This window comes from Bacteroidota bacterium, from assembly GCA_025059945.1.
Classification (GTDB): Bacteria; Bacteroidota; Rhodothermia; order JANXDC01; family JANXDC01; genus JANXDC01.
In genome coordinates this window covers 383,728-402,588 of sequence record JANXDC010000004.1, presented here as the reverse complement: position 1 = coordinate 402,588, position 18,861 = coordinate 383,728, and the positions used below count along the sequence as shown (strand labels likewise).

The 18,861-nt window shown below is 62.7% G+C and carries 18 protein-coding genes; all 18 read right to left on the bottom strand.

Going from position 1 to position 18,861, the window contains the following annotated elements; translation table 11 throughout:
• Window positions 1-39: 39 nt before the first annotated feature.
• The 18 genes from NZ993_03750 to holA all read right to left on the bottom strand — a co-directional run bounded on the left by NZ993_03750 (window position 40) and on the right by holA (window position 18,828).
• On the bottom strand, window positions 40-1,236 hold the full coding sequence (locus tag NZ993_03750) for a phosphoglycerate kinase (protein ID MCS7154906.1): 1,197 nt from the start codon (window positions 1,234-1,236) through the stop codon (window positions 40-42).
• A 77-nt stretch (window positions 1,237-1,313) separates the two neighbouring features.
• Window positions 1,314-2,327, bottom strand: a complete 1,014-nt coding sequence (gene gap, locus NZ993_03745; protein ID MCS7154905.1) for a type I glyceraldehyde-3-phosphate dehydrogenase — start codon at window positions 2,325-2,327, stop codon at window positions 1,314-1,316.
• 14 nt (window positions 2,328-2,341) lie between these two features.
• Window positions 2,342-5,065 carry an aconitate hydratase AcnA gene (gene acnA, locus NZ993_03740; GenBank protein MCS7154904.1) on the bottom strand — a complete coding sequence of 908 codons (2,724 nt, stop codon included), beginning with the start codon at window positions 5,063-5,065 and terminating at the stop codon, window positions 2,342-2,344.
• A 75-nt stretch (window positions 5,066-5,140) separates the two neighbouring features.
• A complete protein-coding gene (gene moaA, locus NZ993_03735) occupies window positions 5,141-6,145 on the bottom strand; it encodes a GTP 3',8-cyclase MoaA (protein MCS7154903.1) in 1,005 nt (334 codons plus the stop codon).
• A gap of 69 nt (window positions 6,146-6,214) precedes the next feature.
• Window positions 6,215-6,475, bottom strand: coding sequence for a hypothetical protein (locus tag NZ993_03730; GenBank protein MCS7154902.1), 261 nt, complete (start codon window positions 6,473-6,475; stop codon window positions 6,215-6,217).
• A 14-nt stretch (window positions 6,476-6,489) separates the two neighbouring features.
• Window positions 6,490-7,104, bottom strand: coding sequence for a hypothetical protein (locus tag NZ993_03725; GenBank protein ID MCS7154901.1), 615 nt, complete (start codon window positions 7,102-7,104; stop codon window positions 6,490-6,492).
• 927 nt (window positions 7,105-8,031) lie between these two features.
• On the bottom strand, window positions 8,032-9,309 hold the full coding sequence (locus tag NZ993_03720; GenBank protein ID MCS7154900.1) for an adenylosuccinate synthase: 1,278 nt from the start codon (window positions 9,307-9,309) through the stop codon (window positions 8,032-8,034).
• Window positions 9,310-9,371: 62 nt separating this feature from the next.
• Window positions 9,372-9,722: an STAS domain-containing protein gene (locus tag NZ993_03715; GenBank protein MCS7154899.1), complete on the bottom strand. Its 351-nt coding sequence runs from the start codon at window positions 9,720-9,722 to the stop codon at window positions 9,372-9,374.
• 24 nt (window positions 9,723-9,746) lie between these two features.
• Complete coding sequence (gene secF, locus NZ993_03710) at window positions 9,747-10,703, bottom strand: protein translocase subunit SecF (GenBank protein ID MCS7154898.1); 957 nt, start codon at window positions 10,701-10,703, stop codon at window positions 9,747-9,749.
• A gap of 32 nt (window positions 10,704-10,735) precedes the next feature.
• Complete coding sequence (gene secD / locus NZ993_03705; protein ID MCS7154897.1) at window positions 10,736-12,556, bottom strand: protein translocase subunit SecD; 1,821 nt, start codon at window positions 12,554-12,556, stop codon at window positions 10,736-10,738.
• A 76-nt stretch (window positions 12,557-12,632) separates the two neighbouring features.
• On the bottom strand, window positions 12,633-13,157 hold the full coding sequence (locus NZ993_03700; GenBank protein MCS7154896.1) for a hypothetical protein: 525 nt from the start codon (window positions 13,155-13,157) through the stop codon (window positions 12,633-12,635).
• An 84-nt stretch (window positions 13,158-13,241) separates the two neighbouring features.
• On the bottom strand, window positions 13,242-13,961 hold the full coding sequence (locus NZ993_03695; GenBank protein ID MCS7154895.1) for an SDR family oxidoreductase: 720 nt from the start codon (window positions 13,959-13,961) through the stop codon (window positions 13,242-13,244).
• A complete protein-coding gene (locus NZ993_03690; protein ID MCS7154894.1) occupies window positions 13,961-15,220 on the bottom strand; it encodes a M20/M25/M40 family metallo-hydrolase in 1,260 nt (419 codons plus the stop codon). Before NZ993_03690 ends, NZ993_03695 begins: the two co-directional genes overlap by 1 nt.
• Window positions 15,221-15,282: 62 nt before the next feature.
• Window positions 15,283-15,906 carry a GTP cyclohydrolase I FolE gene (gene folE, locus NZ993_03685; GenBank protein MCS7154893.1) on the bottom strand — a complete coding sequence of 208 codons (624 nt, stop codon included), beginning with the start codon at window positions 15,904-15,906 and terminating at the stop codon, window positions 15,283-15,285.
• On the bottom strand, window positions 15,896-16,345 hold the full coding sequence (locus tag NZ993_03680) for a 6-carboxytetrahydropterin synthase (protein MCS7154892.1): 450 nt from the start codon (window positions 16,343-16,345) through the stop codon (window positions 15,896-15,898). The genes folE and NZ993_03680 overlap by 11 nt, the downstream gene beginning before the upstream one ends.
• A gap of 61 nt (window positions 16,346-16,406) precedes the next feature.
• Window positions 16,407-16,988 carry a hypothetical protein gene (locus tag NZ993_03675; protein MCS7154891.1) on the bottom strand — a complete coding sequence of 194 codons (582 nt, stop codon included), beginning with the start codon at window positions 16,986-16,988 and terminating at the stop codon, window positions 16,407-16,409.
• Between the two features lie 143 nt (window positions 16,989-17,131).
• Entirely contained in the window at window positions 17,132-17,746 is a 615-nt protein-coding gene (locus NZ993_03670; GenBank protein MCS7154890.1) for a sigma-70 family RNA polymerase sigma factor, read from the bottom strand.
• Between the two features lie 44 nt (window positions 17,747-17,790).
• Window positions 17,791-18,828 carry a DNA polymerase III subunit delta gene (gene holA, locus NZ993_03665; protein MCS7154889.1) on the bottom strand — a complete coding sequence of 346 codons (1,038 nt, stop codon included), beginning with the start codon at window positions 18,826-18,828 and terminating at the stop codon, window positions 17,791-17,793.
• Between the last annotated feature and the right edge of the window lie 33 nt (window positions 18,829-18,861).

The window sequence follows — 18,861 nt, the reverse complement described above, 5'->3', positions numbered from 1 at the left end:
GCCGAAGTTAGCGCGCCCGAGGCCTGCGATCCAGAGAGCTCACGAGACCCCTTGCAGCGCAAGCAGGCCCGGAAGCTGACGGCCCTCCAAAAGCTCCAGGGCCGCGCCTCCGCCCGTGGAGAGGTGGCTTACGGCCTCAGCTAGGCCCAGCCGATCCAAGGCCGCGGCCGAATCGCCCCCGCCGACGATCGTTATGGCGCCGCCTCGAGTGGCCTCGGCCAGGGCCTGCGCAACGGCCTGGGTGCCGGTCGCAAAGCGCGGGACCTCAAAGACCCCCATGGGTCCGTTCCAGAGCACGGTGCGCGCTTCGCGTAGAAGCGCCGCGTAGCGGGCCGCGGTCTGCGGTCCGATATCCAGCCCCATGTAGTCGTCCGGAATCGAGTCCGAGGCGATCCGAGGCGGCTCCGGATCGTCCAGAGCACGCGCAACGACGTGATCTTGGGGCAGCTCAACCGGGACCCCGAGGGCGCGGGCGCGCTCCAAGATCGCCTCCGCTACCGAAAGCCTTTCGGGCTCCAGTAAGGAGCGGCCCACCTCTCGGCCTGAGGCGCGCAGAAACGTGTAAGCCATGCCCCCGCCGATGAGCAGGCGGTCTATGCGACCGATCAGGTTCTCCAGCACCAGGATCTTGTCTGAAACCTTGGCCCCGCCGAGCACCAGCACGAAAGGCCGCGCGGGGTTTTCCAGAGCCCCCACCAAGTACTCCAATTCGCGTTGGAGCAGATATCCGGCCACGGCCGTTCCGACCATCCGGGGGAGGGCCTCGATGGAGGCGTGGGCCCGATGGGAGGCGCCAAAGGCGTCGTTGACGTAAAGCTCCGTCCAAGCCGCCCATTGGCGGGCTAGCTCCGGGTCGTTGCGCTCTTCCCCGGGATGAAAGCGCAGGTTTTCGAGCATGAGCACCGCACCCTCGGCGAGCTTTCCGACGGCCTCCTCGACGGCCGGACCGCTCACCTCGGGCACGAAATGAACGGGTTGACCCAACAGGGCCTCCAGACGCTCTGCAATGGGCCTAAGGCTTAACGAGGGCTCAACACCCTTGGGACGCCCCAAATGGCTGCCCACTACAAGCCGCGCCCCGCACGCCAGAAGCCGCCGAATCGTCGGCAGCGCGGCCCGTATGCGCCGATCGTCGACGATACGCCCTCCTTCTAGGGGCACGTTGAAGTCCACGCGCAGGAAAACCCGGCGCCCGCTCACAGGCACATCATCGATCGTCTTTTTGCGCCACCCCATGCGTTTTGCTCCCCTTTCGCGCCCTCTGGGCTTGGCTCAAGGTCGGCGGACCGCAAGCGACGCGGAGGCGGCTCGCCTTATGCTGGCACGGGCACCGCCACCTTGAGGATCAGGTCGGCCGTTCGGTTCGCGTAGCCCCACTCGTTATCGTACCATCCCACGACCTTGACCAGGTTGCCCAGCGCGAACGTCGATGGGGCATCGAAGATGCAAGAATGGGGGTTGTGCACGATGTCGGCCGACACGATGGGATCTTCGGTGTATTCCAGGATGCCCTTCAACGGGCCCTCGGCCGCGGCCTTAAAGAGGGCGTTTACCTCCTCGCGCGTGGTTTCGCGCCTGAGCACGGCCGTAAAATCCGTAACGGAACCATCCGGAACGGGCACGCGCATCGCCAGCCCGTCGAGCTTGCCCTTCAGATGCGGCAGCACAAGGCCCACGGCCTTGGCCGCGCCTGTGGTGGTGGGTACAATCGAGAGGGCGGCCGCGCGCGCCCTGCGCAGATCCTTATGGGGCGCGTCGTGCAGCCGCTGATCGGCCGTGTAGGCGTGCACCGTGAGCATGAAGCCGCGCTCAACGCCCAGGGCCTCGTCGAGCACCTTGACCATGGGCGCCAGGCAATTTGTGGTGCAGGAGGCGTTGGAGATGATCCGCTCTTCGCCCGTAAGCAGGTGATCGTTGACCCCGATCACCACCGTCACGTCCGGGTTCTTGGCCGGGGCGCTGATGATGACCTTGCTAGCGCCCGCCTCCAGATGCAGGGCGGCTTTCTCGCGATCCGTAAACAGCCCCGTGGATTCGACGACGATCTCCACCCCCAGATCGCGCCAGGGCAGTTGAGCCGGGTCCTTTTGGGCGAGCACGCGCACCCGGTGCCCGCTCAGAATCAGATCTTGGTTGTCGACCTGCACCGAACCCGGAAAGCGGCCGTGCACGGAGTCGTACTTGAACAAATGGGCCAGCGTGGGCGCATCGGTGATGTCGTTAACGGCCACAAGATCGATGCGGTCCGCGTAGCGCTCCAGAATCGCGCGCGCCACCAATCGGCCGATGCGGCCAAAGCCGTTGATGCCCACTCGAACTCTTTGCATGGATCGGCTCCCTTTTACGTGGTGATCTCCGCCCGGATCATCTTGCGCAGCACGGTCTGCAGGATACCCCCGTTGCGGTAATAGTCCGCCTCCACCTGCGTGTCGATGCGGCTTGTGGTCCAGAAGGTGATCTCCGAGCCGTCTTCGCGCCGAGCGCGCACCAGCACGTCCTGGCGTGGTTTGGGGTCTGTGATGCCTTCGATGTCAAAGAGCTCTCGGCCCGTAAGGCCCAGCGAACGCCAGGATTGCCCGGGCTTGAACTCAAGCGGCAAGACCCCCATGCCGACTAGATTGGAGCGGTGAATGCGCTCGTAGGATTCAGCGATCACGGCCTTAACGCCCAGCAAGAAGGTGCCCTTGGCGGCCCAATCTCGGGAGGAGCCGGCCCCGTACTCCTTGCCGGCCAGCACCACAAGCGGAACGCCTGCGGCCTTGTAGCGCATGGCCGCCTCGTACACAGGCAGCTCCTCGCCTGTAGGGAAGTAGATCGTATAGCCGCCCTCGCGGCCGCCTAAAAGGAGGTTCTTGATCCGAATGTTGGCGAAAGTGCCGCGCATCATGACCTCGTGATTGCCGCGCCGGGCGCCATAGGAGTTGAACTCCTCTGGGCTTACCCCGTGCGCGATCAAATACCGCCCGGCTGGGCTGTTAGCCGGGATGCTGCCCGCAGGCGAGATGTGATCCGTCGTGATCGAATCGCCCAGGAGCATCAGCACGCGCGCGCCTCGGATCTCCGACAGCGGCGGAAGTTCTAAGGTCAGATCCTCGAAAAACGGTGGACGCCGTATATACGTGGAGGCCGGATCCCAGGCGTACAGCTCCCCCTCCGGCGTCGGCAGGGCCTGCCAGTTTGCATCGCCCTCGAAGACGCGAGCATATTGCTGCTCGAAGAGCTCCGGCCGCAGCGAACGGGCGATCACGTCCGCTATCTCCTCCTGACTGGGCCAGATGTCGCGCAGGTACACGGGCTGCCCGTTGGGATCATAACCTAGAGGCTCCTCCAGCAGGTCGATGTCGATCCGGCCGGCCAGAGCGTAAGCGATCACCAGGGGCGGGGAGGCCAGGTAGTTGGCCTTGACCAGCGGGTTGATCCGGCCTTCAAAGTTGCGGTTGCCCGAAAGCACGGCGGCCACCACAAGCTCGCCCTCCCGGATGGCCTGCGCAATGGGCTCCGGAAGCGGACCCGAATTGCCGATGCACGTCGTGCAGCCGTAGCCCACTACATGAAAGCGCAGGGCCTCTAAGTAGGGCATAAGCCCGGAGTGGCGCAGGTACTCCGTGACCACGCGCGAGCCAGGCGCCAGGCTCGTCTTCACCCAAGGCTTCACATCCAGACCGCGCTGAACAGCTTTTTTGGCTAGCAACCCGGCCCCAATCATGACCGAGGGGTTTGAGGTGTTCGTGCAGCTCGTAATGGCCGCGATCACCACCGAGCCGTGCGTAAGCTGTACGCTTTCGCCATCTAAGTGCACCGTGACGCTGCGATCCCAGTCCTGCTCCGAAAGGCCAAAGCCGCGCTCCGTGAGGGGGGCCTTTAGAGAGAAGAAGAAGTTCTGCTTGACCTCTCGCAAAGGAAGCCGATCCTGAGGCCGCTTGGGGCCGGCCAGGCTGGGCTCCACGGTGCTCATATCGAGCTCTAATGTGTCCGAAAACTCCGGCTCCGGAGCAGCATCCGTGCGGAAAAGCCCGTTGGTTTTGCAGTACCATTCGACCTGCTGCACGAAATCCGGATCGCGGCCCGTTCCGAGCAAGTAACGCAGCGTTTCGTCGTCGACGGGGAAAAACCCGATCGTGGCGCCGTACTCGGGGGCCATGTTGGCGATCGTGGCCCGATCCGGCAGGCTGAGCTTGGAGACGCCCGGCCCGAAGAATTCCACGAACTTGCCCACCACGCCCTTTTTGCGCAGCATCTGCGTGATCGTAAGCACGAGGTCCGTGGCCGTGGCCCCCTCGGGCAGTTCCCCGTAGAGGCGAAAGCCCACCACCTCCGGAATGAGCATATACAGGGGCTGGCCCAACATGTTGGCCTCGGCCTCGATACCCCCCACGCCCCAACCGAGCACTCCGAGGCCGTTGATCATGGTCGTATGCGAATCGGTCCCCACAAGCGTATCCGGATATGCAAGCGTCCAACCCAATGCGTCCGGACTAAACTGCACGACCTTGGCCAGGTACTCCAGGTTAACCTGGTGCACGATGCCGGTAGCCGGGGGCACTACGCGGAAGTTTTCAAAGGCCCGCTGAGCCCATTTGAGGAACTGATAGCGCTCCCGGTTGCGCTCGAATTCCTTTTCGGCGTTGTAGAAGAGGGCAAACTCAGATCCAAAAAAATCTACCTGCACAGAGTGATCGATAACCAGGTCCACCGGCACCACGGGGTTGATGCGCTTCGGATCCCCGCCCAGCCGACGGTAGGCGTCGCGCATGGCGGCCAGATCCACTACGGCCGGAACCCCGGTAAAATCCTGCAGGATCACCCGCGAGGGCAGAAACGGGATCTCCCTTTCCGGCAACTTGCCAGAAGCCCAGGCGGCCAAGGCCTCGATATCGGCGCTTGTGACCACATACTCGTCGTAGTGCCGCAGCAGGTTTTCCAGCAGGATCCGAATCGAATACGGCAGCCGGTCAAGCCGAATCAGACCCTGTCGATCCAGCTCCGGAAGGGAGTAGACTACATACGACCGATCTCCCCAGGAGTACTCCTGACGGGCGCCAAATGGGTTGTGCACAGGGGCCATGTCGATGATCCTCTGCTAAAGAGCCCAAAGCCGCCGCAAAGTACGCACGGGAACCGAACCGGTTCCAGTGGCGGCTTAGCCCCCTATGAGGATCATGGGACGGTTAGGGACGTGCACCAGATCGCCGAGGCCGGCGTGTTGGGCCTGCTTGCGCGCAACGGCGGCGGCGATCAGCGCCGTCAGCTCCTCCTCGGTTGCGCCGGCGCGCAAGGCGTCGCGCAGGCTGACCTCGTGCGGGCCCAGAAGACAGACCTTCAAGTGCCCGTCGGCCGTGATGCGCAGCCGGTTGCAGCCAGAGCAGAAGTGATCTGTCATGGAACTGATAAAGCCGATCGAGCCCCGAAAGCCCGGAACCCGAAAGCGCTTGGCCGTCTCGTGCGGACTCTGTTCGGGACAGCGCTCTAGTTCGTAGACGGCCTGAATCCGCTCCAACAGCTCGACATACGGCACAAGCCGTTCCACGGACCAGCCGTTGCCCAGAAAGGGCATGTACTCGATAAAGCGCACCTCTACGGGCCGATCGCGCGTAAAGGCGACGAAATCCAGCACCTCCTCGTCGTTAATGCCGCGCAGCACCACGCAGTTGATCTTGGGCCGGTAGCCGAGGGCCAAGGCCAGCTCAATGGCCTCCAGCACAAGCTCCAGACCCGAGCGCCGCGTGATGAGCCGAAACTTAACGGGATCGAAGGTGTCCAGGCTGATGTTGAGTTGATCCAAGCCCGCCTGGTGCAGGGCGGCAAGCCGCTCTTTGAGGAGCAACCCGTTGGTGGTGAGCGCAATCGTCTGCAGCCCTTCGATACCCCGAAGCCAGGAGATGAGCGTTTCGACCCCCTTGCGCACCAGCGGCTCGCCGCCCGTGAGGCGGATTTTTTTCACCCCGAGCCGCACAAACAAGGTGGCCAGCCGATAGATCTCCTCTAGCGTAAGCAGCTCCTGCCGAGGCTTCAGGGCCACGCCCTCTTCGGGCATGCAGTACAGACAGCGCAGATTGCAACGCTCCGTAAGGGAGATGCGCAGATACGTATGCGCGCGCCCAAACGGGTCGACAAGCGCCGGATGCACCGGCCGATCGGCGTTCATGAGCGTATCCCGGGTTGGGAAGGGAAAATACACACCCGGGTATCCCGGATCAAGAGGGACGCAATCCGACTACGCGGCCGGCTTTTGGCTTTCGGCGGAGGCCCACTCGCCTTCCTCAGCTTCCCCCTCGCCTAGATCCGCCAGCGCCGTCAGGCGCTTTAAGCGAAGCTGCAGCTCGCGGATGGCGCGATCCCGCTTGGCGATCTCCCAGTGCAGGTGCCTGACTTGCTCCAGCCGCTCGGCGGCGAAAAGACGCCAGAACAGAAAACCCGTGGCGAATCCGATTAGAAAGGCCCCGACAAGAAACAGGGCCAATTGCCAGAAGGGCATAAGCCTTCTCCCTTTTACCTGTAAGCCACCTTAAGCCGGACCCCTTCCGGTCCCTGCCCGTGGACGTACCGAATTAGGTTAGGGTCCACACCGCGCACCACTAGATAATCCCGAAGCGCCCAGGCGCGCTCTTGCGCTAAAGTGGCGGACGGGGCCTGCACCTCCAGAAGCACAGGTTGGCGCCAGGCCATAAGCTGCGCTGCGGCCCGCTTAAGGGGCTCCACAATGGAGGGGCCGAGCATGGCCTGCTGGGGCTCAAAGCGCCGGTGGGCCTCTTGTATAAGCGCCTCGATGGCGGCCAGCTCAGCCGACCCAGCCGGGCGCGCTGGTTCCGGAGCCGTCTGCAGGGCTTGCTCCATACCGCCGCCCGAGGCTGCGGGTCCAACCCCCGAAGGCGAAGGGGTAAACACCTGCACACTCTCCGGGGGAGCCTCAGAAGATCTTAAGGGAACCCCCACCTGCGCATCGAGCACAGCCGACGGCGCCGGGGACGGCTGTGCCACCCCGGTCTGCCCCCCCGTCGGAGCGCGCGCCAAACGCTGGTCCTCAAGCTGTACGGCCAGATAAGCCAGAGCCATCAGGACGATGAGCCCCACGATCCCGATGAGCAATATCCATCGGCTATGCATATGGCGGACTCCCAACCCGAACAGGCGGTAAACAAGGACTATGCCAGAACCCTCAGCACCTCCCCCTTGCGGTCGATTAGCCCGCATAGGAGGAGAGATTCGGCCCGATAGATTGCAGAAACGTTTGCATACGGGGCAACTTTTGCCCCCCAAAACCTCTCCCAATCCTTGAAGAAGCGCCCCATGTCGGCGTGCGTCGTGTTGTACGGATGCGGACAGATGCGTAGCGTTCTACCTCGTGCGGAGATAAAAACGCGACACCTGCATAGCGCGCTGGCCAACGCCCGCGCCTGCTCAGTAGACGGAAGGCGCAATCCAAAGAGAGGGAGGAACTCGATATGGCTCAGAGTCCCAGTCGCAGCTCCAGTTCCGAAACACCCTCCAGAGCGGGGCCAAGAGGGCCTGGGTGTGCTGCGTGACGGCACTCGGCTTCCAAAAATGTAACAGAAACGACAACACGGCGCGCACCGCCGGGGCGATGGGTTTGCCGGTATTTCGAGGCGTGGAATCTTCCGGCCCCGCGATCAGGAGCGCCTTCTGGAAGCACCACAAGCGCGGGCGCGCCCCTGTCCTGGGCTAGATGCCGCTACGGGATAGAGGTTACTGGGGAACTGATTACGATCTCTTGTCCCTTCTTAGGGGCACGTTGCGGACCACGATCGCCATGCTATCGAAACACAGGGCAAAATGGCTATCCGATCGGCCTCGATAAGATCTGGCAAGGGGGCAAAGCGCTCTCGGACCCGCTCGGCATCGCGGAAGAACTGCTCGGATGCGATGCACCAGGGCCCGCGTGTTGTCCAAGGCGGCGATACCGGCCGCTTCTATAGAGCGGGGAAAGCGGAGACAGACGGGCACAATCCAAACAATGCCAACCCCCCGGTAGACGGAACGCTCCTGGCTGGTGCTCCTCCGCCGAGAAGCCTGCTACGCACATGGGATCGTCTGCTCCCGTTTGGGCCCGGTGGAAATCCAGCGCACGGGGAGCCGGAGCCAATCGGAGATGAAGGCCACGTAGGCGCGCGCCCGATCCGGCAACGCCGTAACATTTGTCACCCCGGCTGTGCTCGTCTGCCAGCCGGGCAGCACTTCGTAGACGGGTTCGACGCGTTCAAGCGTCTGCACGTCTACGGGGAAGACGGTGGTGGTCTTGTTCCCGATCCGATAGGCCACGCAAACAGGGATTTCGGCCAGAGGGTCAAGCACGTCGAGCTTTGTCAGCGCGATCTCCTGTATGCCGTTGACGCGCACGGCGTGCCGCAGGCTGACCAGATCCAGCCACCCCGTGCGGCGGGGCCGGCCCGTCGTGGCCCCGTACTCGGAGCCCCACTGACGAAGCCGTTCTCCGAGCTCGCCCCGGATTTCCGTCGGGAAGGGCCCGTTGCCCACGCGGGTCGTGTAGGCTTTGATGACGCCGATCACGCGCCGAATGGCCGTAGGGGGGATGCCCAGCCCCGTGCAGGCCCCTCCGGCGGTCGGATGCGAAGCCGTTACAAACGGATACGTGCCGAAATCCACATCCAATAACGCCCCCTGGGCTCCCTCTAGCAGCAGGCGCTGTCCCTGCTCAAGGGCGTCGTTGAGCAGTTCGACCGTGTTCGTCACATAAGGATCGATCATTCGGTCGAAGGCCACGTATTGCTCGATGATGGCCTCCACGTCGAGCGGCTCCCGCCCGTACAAGCGGCGCAGCAGCTCGTTTTTGGCCTCAAGGTTGGCGCGCAGCTTGCGGCACAGCACGTCCCGGTCGAGCAGGTCCACAACCCGAATGCCGGTTCGGGCGAACTTGTCCACGTAGGCCGGACCGATGCCGCGGCCTGTGGTGCCCACGCGCTCCGGTCCGCGCACCTCTTCGCCCACCTCGTCCAACAGCTTATGATAGGGCATGATCAGGTGGGCCATGTGGCTGATAAACAGCCTGCCCAGGGTGCGCACGCCCAGGGATTCGAGGGTCTGGATCTCCTCCAGCAGCGCCGCAGGATCGATCACGACTCCGTTTCCGATCACGCAGCGCACGTGGGGATGGAAGATCCCCGACGGGATCTGGTGCAGCACGACCGTCTGATCCCCAAAGATTACCGTGTGCCCCGCGTTAGCACCCCCCTGATAGCGGGCCACGATGTCGAATTCGGGACTCAGCAGATCAACGATCTTACCCTTGCCCTCATCGCCCCATTGGGCGCCAATCAGCACCGTCGCGCTCATGGTTTTCGCACACAGAAAAGGCTGCGCGCATAACGCGCAGCCCCACATGAGGTCCTGTGCGGTCAATCGGCTACTTGGCCGTAGCTGGCCACGGCCTCCTCGACCGATGCGTAGTGTTCGAAGATCGTGATAAGCTTCGTGACCACTAGCAGGCTCTGGATACGTTCCGTGGCGCGGGCGATCTTGAGATCGCCGCCGGCGTTGCGCATCGTGGTCAGAGCGGCGATGAGCATGCCCAGGCCGGAGCTGTTCATGAAACGTACTTTACCTAGGTCCACGACGATGTTCTTTTTGCCCTGATCGCGCAGCTCATGAAGCTTTTCGATGAGCTTGGCCCCATCCGGACCCCCGAGCACGTCGCCTTTGAGCTCGATCACGATAGCGTTGTAACGCTCCTGTACGTCGAACGTCATGGACGGACCTCTTGGGCTAAGTGGTCATTTTCGCACCCGCACTGCCGCCGCGCGGGCCGGCAAAACGGCGGCCGCTTTGCGCTGCTGATATTGGTATAACTCGTAGACGATAGGGCTGGAGACGAAAATCGAGGAATAGGTGCCCAGTCCGATGCCCAAAAAGAGCGCAAAGGCAAAACCCCGCAGCGCTTCACCGCCCAAAATAAAAAGCACCAAGATCACAAGCAACGTGGTCCCGGAGGTGATGATGGTGCGGCTCAGCGTCGCGTTGATGGCGCGATTGATGAGCACATCAAGACGTTCGGTCTTGAACACGTTGCGATATTCCCGGATGCGATCGTAGACAATCACCGTATCGTTTACGGAATAGCCGATGATGGTCAAAAAGGCGGCGATGATCGTCTGGCTGATCTCGATCGAAAAGGGCGTGATGGGCTCCAGGATCGTAAACAGCCCGAGCACCACGAGCACGTCGTGCGCCAGCGTAAGCAGGGCCCCGACGGCGTAGCGCCATTCGAAACGGATCATGATGTAAAGAAAGATCACGATAAGCGAGCCGATGGCCGAATACAGGGCCCCTCGGCGCAGGTCCGCCGCGAAACGGGGTCCGACGATGCTCGTGCTGAGCACCTGGGGTCGACTGTCGAGCTGCGTGCGCTCCAGCGCGCCCACGATGCGGGCCTGGAGCTCGTTGAGGTCCCCCTCCACGTCTGTGCGGATCAGCAGCGTGCGTTCATCTCCGTAGGTCTTCACTTCGGGCTGCTTACCGAGGGCCGCTGTGAGAACCCCTCGTACTTCGGCCACGCCCCGGGGCCGATCGAAGCGTACGATGTACTCTTTGCCGCCTTTGAAGTCGATGCCGTAATGCAGCCCGCCGATAAGCACAAACAGCACCCCCGTCACCAACGTCAGACCCGAAAACAGGTACCCGTAGCGGCGGATGCCGATAAAATCGATGTTGGGGTTTCGGAAAAACCGCATGTTCGGGTGGCTCCTCTTCTATCGCATATCGGTTAGCCGAAGCTGATCTGGGTCCGACCGCGGGCGAGCATGTACTCGAAGATCGTGCGCGTCACAAAAATAGCCGTAAACAGCGACGACACGATGCCGGCCATGAGCGTGATGGCAAAGCCTTGAATGGGGCCAGTGCCGAAGCTGTACAAAATCGCGCCCGTAAAGAAGGTCGTCAGGTTGGCGTCGATGATCGAGCTCATGGCCTTCTGATAGCCCACGTTCATGGCGGCCTTCAGCGTACGGCCGCCGTCGAGCTCTTCGCGGATGCGCTCGTAGATGAGCACATTGGCGTCAACGGCCATGCCGATCGTGAGCACGATGCCGGCGATCCCGGGCAGGGTGAGCGTGGCCCCAAAGCCGGCCATAAAGCCCAGAATGAACAAGATGTTGAGCAGCAGCGCCACGTTGGCCGTCAGGCCCCCAGTGCGATAATAGACGAACATAAAGAGCGCCACCAGCAAAAGCCCAATGAGGCCCGCATAGAGGCCGGATTGAATGGACTCCCGACCCAACGTCGGACCCACGGTACGCTCCTCTACGATCGTAACCGGGGCGGGCAGGGCGCCCGATTTGAGGATGATCACGATATCTTCGGCCTCCTTCAGATCCCGCAGCCCCGTAATGGAGGAGCGCCCCCCCGTGATGCGGGTCTGCACGGTGGGCCAGGAGTAGACGTAGTCGTCCAGCACGATGGCGATGGGCTTGCCGATGTTGGCCCCCGTCAGGCGGGCCCAGATTCGGGCCCCCTCGGCGTTCATGCTCATGAGCACCTCGGGCCGGTTGGTGGCCGGATCGAAGCTCACGCTCGCCTCCGTGAGCACCTCGCCGGTGAGTTCCACCTGCTCGCGCACGGCCAACAAGTACAGTAGGGGGCCTTTTTGGGGATCGGTCGCCTGGGCATCGGCCGTCCACAAGGGCACAACCCCACGCGGAAGCAGGCGCCGGATCTCGGGTCGGCGGAAGATCGCGTTCACCTTGGCCGTATCCTGTAAGGCCACGGCCCCGATCACGACCCCGCCTATGGGCTGCATAACGGAGAGCAGGGGATGTCGAGCCGGATCCAGCCCCGTTGTATCCCCCGCAAGCGTATCGCCTCGGGCCTCGGCGTGCAGGAAGTTGATGATCTGCTGCACAGACGCCTGCAGCTCTGTGGGATCCGCCATGAGCCGGAACTCCAGACGGGCCGTGCCCCGCAGGAGGTTGCGCACGCGCTCCTCATCGTCCACCCCGGGAAGCTCGACCACGATCCGGCGGGTGCCTTGTTTCTGAATAGAGGGCTCGGCAACTCCGAAGCGATCCACCCGGGTGCGGATGATCTGAATGGCGCGATTGACGGCCTCCTCGGCCTCCTTGTTGAGCCAGGCGGCCACCTCGGCGTTGGAGCTGGTGCGCGTAATGCGGGCCGCCTCATTGCGGAAGTATCGGCTGAGCCGGCCGTCCGGATCGCGCCGCTCAAAGGCACGCACGAATTCATCGATAATAGACACGTCGCCCGTCCGGGCCCGCTGCACGGCCTCCTGGAGAGCGGCCTCTAACGTGGAGTCGCGCTCTAAGGCGAGGTTTCGGATCAGCTCCGCAACCCCCACTTCGAGCGTTACGTGCATGCCCCCCTGCAGATCCAGCCCGAGCTTCAGAGACTTCTCGCGCAGCCTCTGTATGCGCTGTCGGTTTTGCTCCACGTAGCGCAGGCTGTCTTGGCCCCGCAGAGAGGCGAGCTTCTGCTGCTCACGCCCCCACTGGTAGGTGGGCCATAGAAAGTACAGCGATAGGCCCACCAGAAGCCCGATCAGCGCCCAACGCAGCTGTAGGTTGCCTTTCATGTCCCGTTTTCCCCCTCGATGTAGGCCGATTCTTTTCGCAACAGGCTACATAGACGGTTTAGGGCAAAAGACGGGCTTACGGGGCGCGGGGACAAAGGCTACCTAAAAACCAGCGAAGAAGAGGTAAAGGATGTGCTATGGCGGGAAGCATGCGGATCGGATCGGCTGACGCCTTGAAGACCGGATCCGCAGCAACGGCTCCCTGTGCGCTTGCGCTCCCCGAGAAACTCGCCATGAATCCCAACAAAAGAGCCATAGGGGGCTGGGGTGCCCCGAAGCGATGGGCGCGAGCGCGCAGCAACTCCTCTAAAGACGCCTCTGGGGGTAAATCCCAGAAGTCCTGGCGGAAATAGCGCGCCGGGTGATCCTTTGGCCGTAGGCTGCGGTAGGCTTCCTCGAAGGCGCCCGGAAGAGCTTCAGGATCCCGCGTACGCTCCAGGGCCTTCTCAAGAGCCTGCTCAAAAGCCGCATCCACTTGAAGGGCTTGAGCGCGAAACCACGCGGCCAGGCGCGCGCGCGCGACCTGCTCGGCCACCTGAGGCCCATACAAAAGCCAGGCGACCTGGCCGGAGCAGATGGCCGCCAGCAGGGCAAGACGCATGGATACAGAACGCCACAGCTGCATACGGATCAAATAAAGCTACGCGAACAAGGCCCACCCATGCCACGCCGGTTTGGATGCGGACTACACATCGCCTAATTGGGGGCGAAGCAGGAGCTCCTCCACCACCGTGCGCGCGCTCATGGCATAAGCGGCCACGATAGCGCGCGCTACGTCCTCCGGCGGCATGAAACGCGTCTCCGGAAGCTCCGTGCCGGCCCAGGAATCCGTCCACGTGGCCCCCGGCAGCACGGCCGTTACGCGAACACCGTGGGCCTTGAGCTCCTCCCGCAACGCGCGCGTAAGGCCCAGCAGACCGTGCTTGGCCGCGCAGTAGGCCAAGCCCTTTGGATAGCCCCGGATGCTGGCCACGGAACAAAGCGTGAAGACGTGCCCCGAGGCCCGCCTTAACATGTCCGGCACAACGGCCCGCGCCACCCGAAAGGCAGCTACGAGGTTGACCCCGAGCACGGCCTCAAACAGCTCCGGATCGGTCTCTTGTATCCCGCCCGGAGCGAACCATCCGGCGTTTAGCACAAGCACGTCGGCCGAACCTAGGCGGCTGCGAGCGGCCTGGACCCACTGATCCACGTCCGCCTGCTTTGTCACGTCTCCCGCGTGCCAGTAGACGGGACCTGCTCCGCGCTCCTGAGCCAGGGCTGCCACCTGCCGGAGCGCCTCGGCTTGACGCGCGATCAGGGCCAGCCGAGCTCCGGGGTAGGTCTCGGAGAAGGCGAGCGCAACGGCTCGACCGATACCCCTGCTTGCGCCGGTAAGGTAGACCGTGGGCGCGTTCGCGGCCATCAACGCCCCACCACCCCCACCAAGCGAAGGGCCAGCAGCAACGCCTGTTGCACGCCCAGGTGGCCCCGATCGTTTTCGTACCACTCATCCAGGGCATGGGCGTTGCCCCCCCTTCCCCCGCCGCCTATGGTGACGGCCGGTATGCCGAGCGCGATCGGAATGTTCGCATCCGTGCTGCCGCGCCCCAGCCGAGGGCTGGCCCCCAGATGGGTGATCACCTCCGCGGCGGCGCGTACGATCGGATGATCAGCCGGGATTTCACCAGAGGGCCTGTCGCCGATAACGGTTATCTCGGCCTCTATGCGACCCCGAGAGCGCGGCCAGTAGGCGTTTTCCTCCTCTACGGCCTGCTGGATGTAGCGGCGTAGATGCGCCTCGGCCTCGGCCAACGCCTGCGGAGATTCGGAGCGGAGATCGATCTCCATCCAGGCCTCATAGGCGATGGAGTTCACCGAAGTGCCTCCGCCGATGCGGCCCACGTTGTAGGTGGTGCGAGGTTGCGCCGGGACGGGCATCTCCGCGATGCGCGCCACCGCACGACCCAGGGCGTGGATGGGGTTTACGGTGCCGAAGGCGCCCCAGCTATGCCCCCCGGGTCCTCGGAAGGTCACCCGAAAGCGTTTGCTGCCCAGGGCTTGATGGGTGAGCGAGCCCAGTCCGGCTCCGTCAACGGAGATAAAATAGTCGATCTGCCCTCTGAGGGGAGAGCGGTAAAACAGGTATTTGACCCCACGCAGGTCTCCGATGCCCTCCTCCCCCACCGTGCCCACGATGGCCAGCGTACCCTCTAGCGGGATGCGGGCTTCTTGAATGGCCTTGGCGACCATCCAGATGACCGCCAGACCCCGGCCATCATCGGCGATGCCGGGCGCCTCAAGCCGGTTGCCGGAGCGGCGCACCCGTACGTCCGTGTCTTCGGGAAAAACCGTATCCAGATGCGCCGAGAGCACCACCAGGGGCCGAGCGGAGCGACCTCGCAGAAAGCCCACTACGTTACCCTCTTCGTCGATGTGCACTTCCTGCAGCCCCAGACGGCGAAGGGAGTCCGCAAAAGCGGCGGCTCGGCGGGCTTCTCCGAAAGGCGGAGCGGGGATCTCGGTGAGCGCGGCCTGCACGCGAAGCGTCTGTTCGTCCTCTCGCTCTATGAAGGCGAGCGCCGAACGCACGGCCGGATGTCCCAAAAGGGCCGAAAGGGCAGACTGCGCTTGCACCACGGAGAAAAGTCCAAGTACGCCAAGAAGCGTAGCCCAAACGCGCATAGCAGGCTTCTCCACTGGGACCCCCAAAGAAGATAGGCGAACGCGCCGGGTTGGCGCAAACCTCAGTGGAAGCCGTTTCGAATAAGGCGCATAAATTCGGCCCGCGTGGCTTCTTGCTCAAAGACCCCGGAGACGGCGCTCGTGACGGTCAAGGAGTGCTGCTTTTGCACACCCCGCATAGCCATACACAGATGACGAGCCTCAATTACAACGGCTACACCCAGGGGCTGCAGCACCTCCTGCAACACGTCGCGAATCTGAGTCGTGAGCCGCTCCTGCAGCTGTAAGCGACGGGCGAAGATGTCGACCACGCGCGGGATCTTGCTCAGCCCCACCACCTTGCCGTTGGGCACGTAGGCGACGTGGGCTTTTCCGAAGAAGGGCAACAGATGATGTTCGCACAGGCTAAAAAGCTCTATGTCGCGTACGATGACCATCTCGTTGTAAGGCTCCTCAAAGAGCGCCTCCCGCAGCACAGCCCGGGGATCCTGCCGGTAACCTTGGGTCAAAAACTCCAACGCCCGGGCGGCCCGATGGGGGGTTTTGCGCAGCCCCTCTCGGGTGGGATCTTCTCCCAGAAGGCGGATAGCGGCCTCTAATAGTTGGGCCAACTCTTCTGAACGGGAAGGCGAGGGGGCTTCGTATCGCCCATTATCCGTCGCATATCGAGAAGCTTCAGGCTTCATGTGCTTCTCCTCGATACTCCACGTAGTTGCGTTCGGTCTCATATAACCGGATGGCGTACAGGCGCCCTCTGGGGATGCGAGGCGCAAGCTCTTTCCAAAAGGCCACCGCGAGGTTCTCGGTCGAGGGCAAAACGCCGCGCAGAAAGTCCACGTCCGTGTTCAGGTTGCGATGGTCGCACTTTTGTATGATCGCCTCCTCAATGATCTGAGCAAGCTGGCCCAGATCCAGCACATAGCCTGTGTCGGGATCTGGGGTGCCGGCTACGACCACCTCCAGAACGTAATTGTGGCCATGATAGTTGGGGCTGGCACACTTGCCGAAAGTGCGCCGATTCCACTCTTCGGAGAAGCGGGGATTATGGAGCCGGTGGGCGGCGCAGAAGTGCGCGCGGCGCACCACATAGACAACCGGGCTTGAAGCTGGATTCTGGACGGACATAACAGGCGCAGGACGCTCAGACAACACCACGGCCTTAAGGGGAAGTTCCTTCCTAACCAGCTCAGGGGGTGGAGCGCGAGGCGGAGTCGGTCCGAAATCGGGCCATACGCAGGGTGCGCCATCCAAGCCAGGGCTGCAAAGCCCATTCCCAGCTCCAGTCCCGACTTAAAGCGCCTGGATGGCTCCCCATGGGCCGTCCCTCAAACCCCCCCAAGACAGGGCGCACCTCCGTCGGAGCGGTGTAGGTAAAGCGCCATGCGACGGGCGTCTGACGGCGCGTTTCCTCCCATGCCCACAGGGCCATTGCGCTGAGCAGCAGCCCGGCGACAAAGGCTAATCCCACCACCCAGGCCCGACGATCGACGCCGGGCATCGGAGTTATCGCGGAGAGGGCCCGCTCGGCTTCGATACGGGCCCGCAAGCGGACCTCAAAATCCTCTGGGGCCTTGACAGGCGGCAATCCCCTGAGCTGATCGCGGATCCGACGCAACGCCTCCAGACGCCGCCGCAAAGCGGGATGGGCTTGTAGCTGAGCTTCTACCCAACGTGTTTCCTCGGGGGAGAGCATGCCGTCCAAGTAATCGGCCAGATAGGGTGTCGAAACCTTCAGAGGGTTATGATCCGCTTGGTAGCGACGTCTCATAGGCATCGGCTCCGCGTTCCGGCCTGTGGATCGGACACCGAGCATCAGAACCCTCAGGAAGGGCTTTTGTTCCGCGGCGGGGCTTTAAAACAAAAACGGGAAGGACCGCGCCGACCCTTCCCGCGCAAGACGGCTCCACAGGCTCATTTGGGCGCATAGACGTCTTTGAGCAGCGCTTGAAGACGAGCCCGCCCTCGGTTGATGCGGCTTTTTACCGTGCCCATGGGCAGGCCGGTGATTTCCGCAATTTCTTCGTAGGAGAGTTGCTGAATGTCACGGAGAATGACGACCTCCCGAAATTCCGGTGAGATCTGGCGCAACGCCTCTTGGATGCGGCGATCTTGGAGCACGCTCTCCGTGTACCGCTCCGGCGAATAGGTCTCATCCGGGATTTCCATCTCGTATTCTTCCTCCTCCCGGTTCAACCCCACCAGAGACTGCACCCTGCGGCGACGGCGCTTGCGGTATTCTGAACGCGCCAAGTTGCCCGCGATCGTATATAGCCAAGTCGAGAACTTGGCGATGCGCCGATATGCGTGCCGGTTTCGGTACACCCGCAAAAAGGTCTCCTGCAGAAGATCTTCGCATTCCTCCCAATCGCCTAAGAAGCGGTAGATATAATTGGCCAGGGGGTCTTTGTAGCGGCTGACCAGGATGTCGAAGGCCTCTTCTACCCCCTGCTGGAAGGCGGCCATGAGATCTTCGTCGCTGAGTCGGTGCAAGTGCTCCAGAGCCTTATTCTTACGTCGCTGCGTCATGTATCGCCGCTCCTGCAATCCTCGCTGTGCAAAGGTACGAAACCTTAACGCCTATCGGTAAGTGAAAAGTTCTCAACGATGCGCAGCGCACGCTCGAGCACCCCAAGGGGGCCGAGCACGTGGCCGGTCTTAAGAGCCGCATCAGCCTCCTCCAGCGCTAGTAGGGCCCGTTCAACCCTTGCTTCGGGATATCGACGCAGATCCCCCAAATAGTCCTTCAGAAAATAACGGTTTATGCCCGTCTGACGGCTCATCTCCTCCTCGCTAGCCTGCATCTGAGCAAGCTCATGTAGCTTGCCTAAATTGAGGAAGTAGCGTCCCAACCAGGAGAGAATCATGAGAGCCTCACCTAAGGCCGTTCCGGAGTGTCGCAAGCGGCGTTCCAAAATCCCATAGGCCCGCGTGAAGTTCCCCTGCCCTATCGCTTTTTGGAGCTCAAATACCGTATGTTCTCGGCTGTGCCCCACTACGTTTTCCACATCCTCGGCCGTGATCACGGACGAAGCGTCCACATAGATGCACAGTTTCTCCAGCTCCTGATCCAACGCGCGCAGGTTCGTTCCCACGTAGTCCACAAGCAGCGCCACCGCCTCCGGTTCGATATCCCGCCCTCGGATCCGCGCCTCCTCTCGCACCCATCCATATAGGTGCTGCTCGGGGAGAGGGCGGCACTCCAAGATTACGGCCTTTTCCCGCAGGATCCGGTAGAGATCTTGCGCAAAGTTGGGCTGCCCATCGTAGCGCAGCAGGAGCACCGCCCTGGGGTTGGGATGTTCCAAGTAGGGGCGAAGCCGCTGGACACCCGACAGCGCCTGCATCTGGCGCAGCACCACCACCCGACGTTCGGCCAAAACGGGCACGGCACGGCAGGCGGCGATCACTCGCTCCCATTCCGCCTCTGGCCCATAGAACCGGTCAAGGTCGAAGGCGTACGCCTCTGCGGGTAGCAGGCGCTCGATGAGCTCGCGCTCCAAACGCTCCTGCAGGAAATCCTCCTCCCCGTAAAGCAAGTACACCGGCTGGATGTTGCCATGCCGGATCTGGGCTCGAACGTCCTCAACGCGCAGCCGACTCTGCGTCATGCTCCCGCCACAGTCGGCTCAAAAAGTACAACA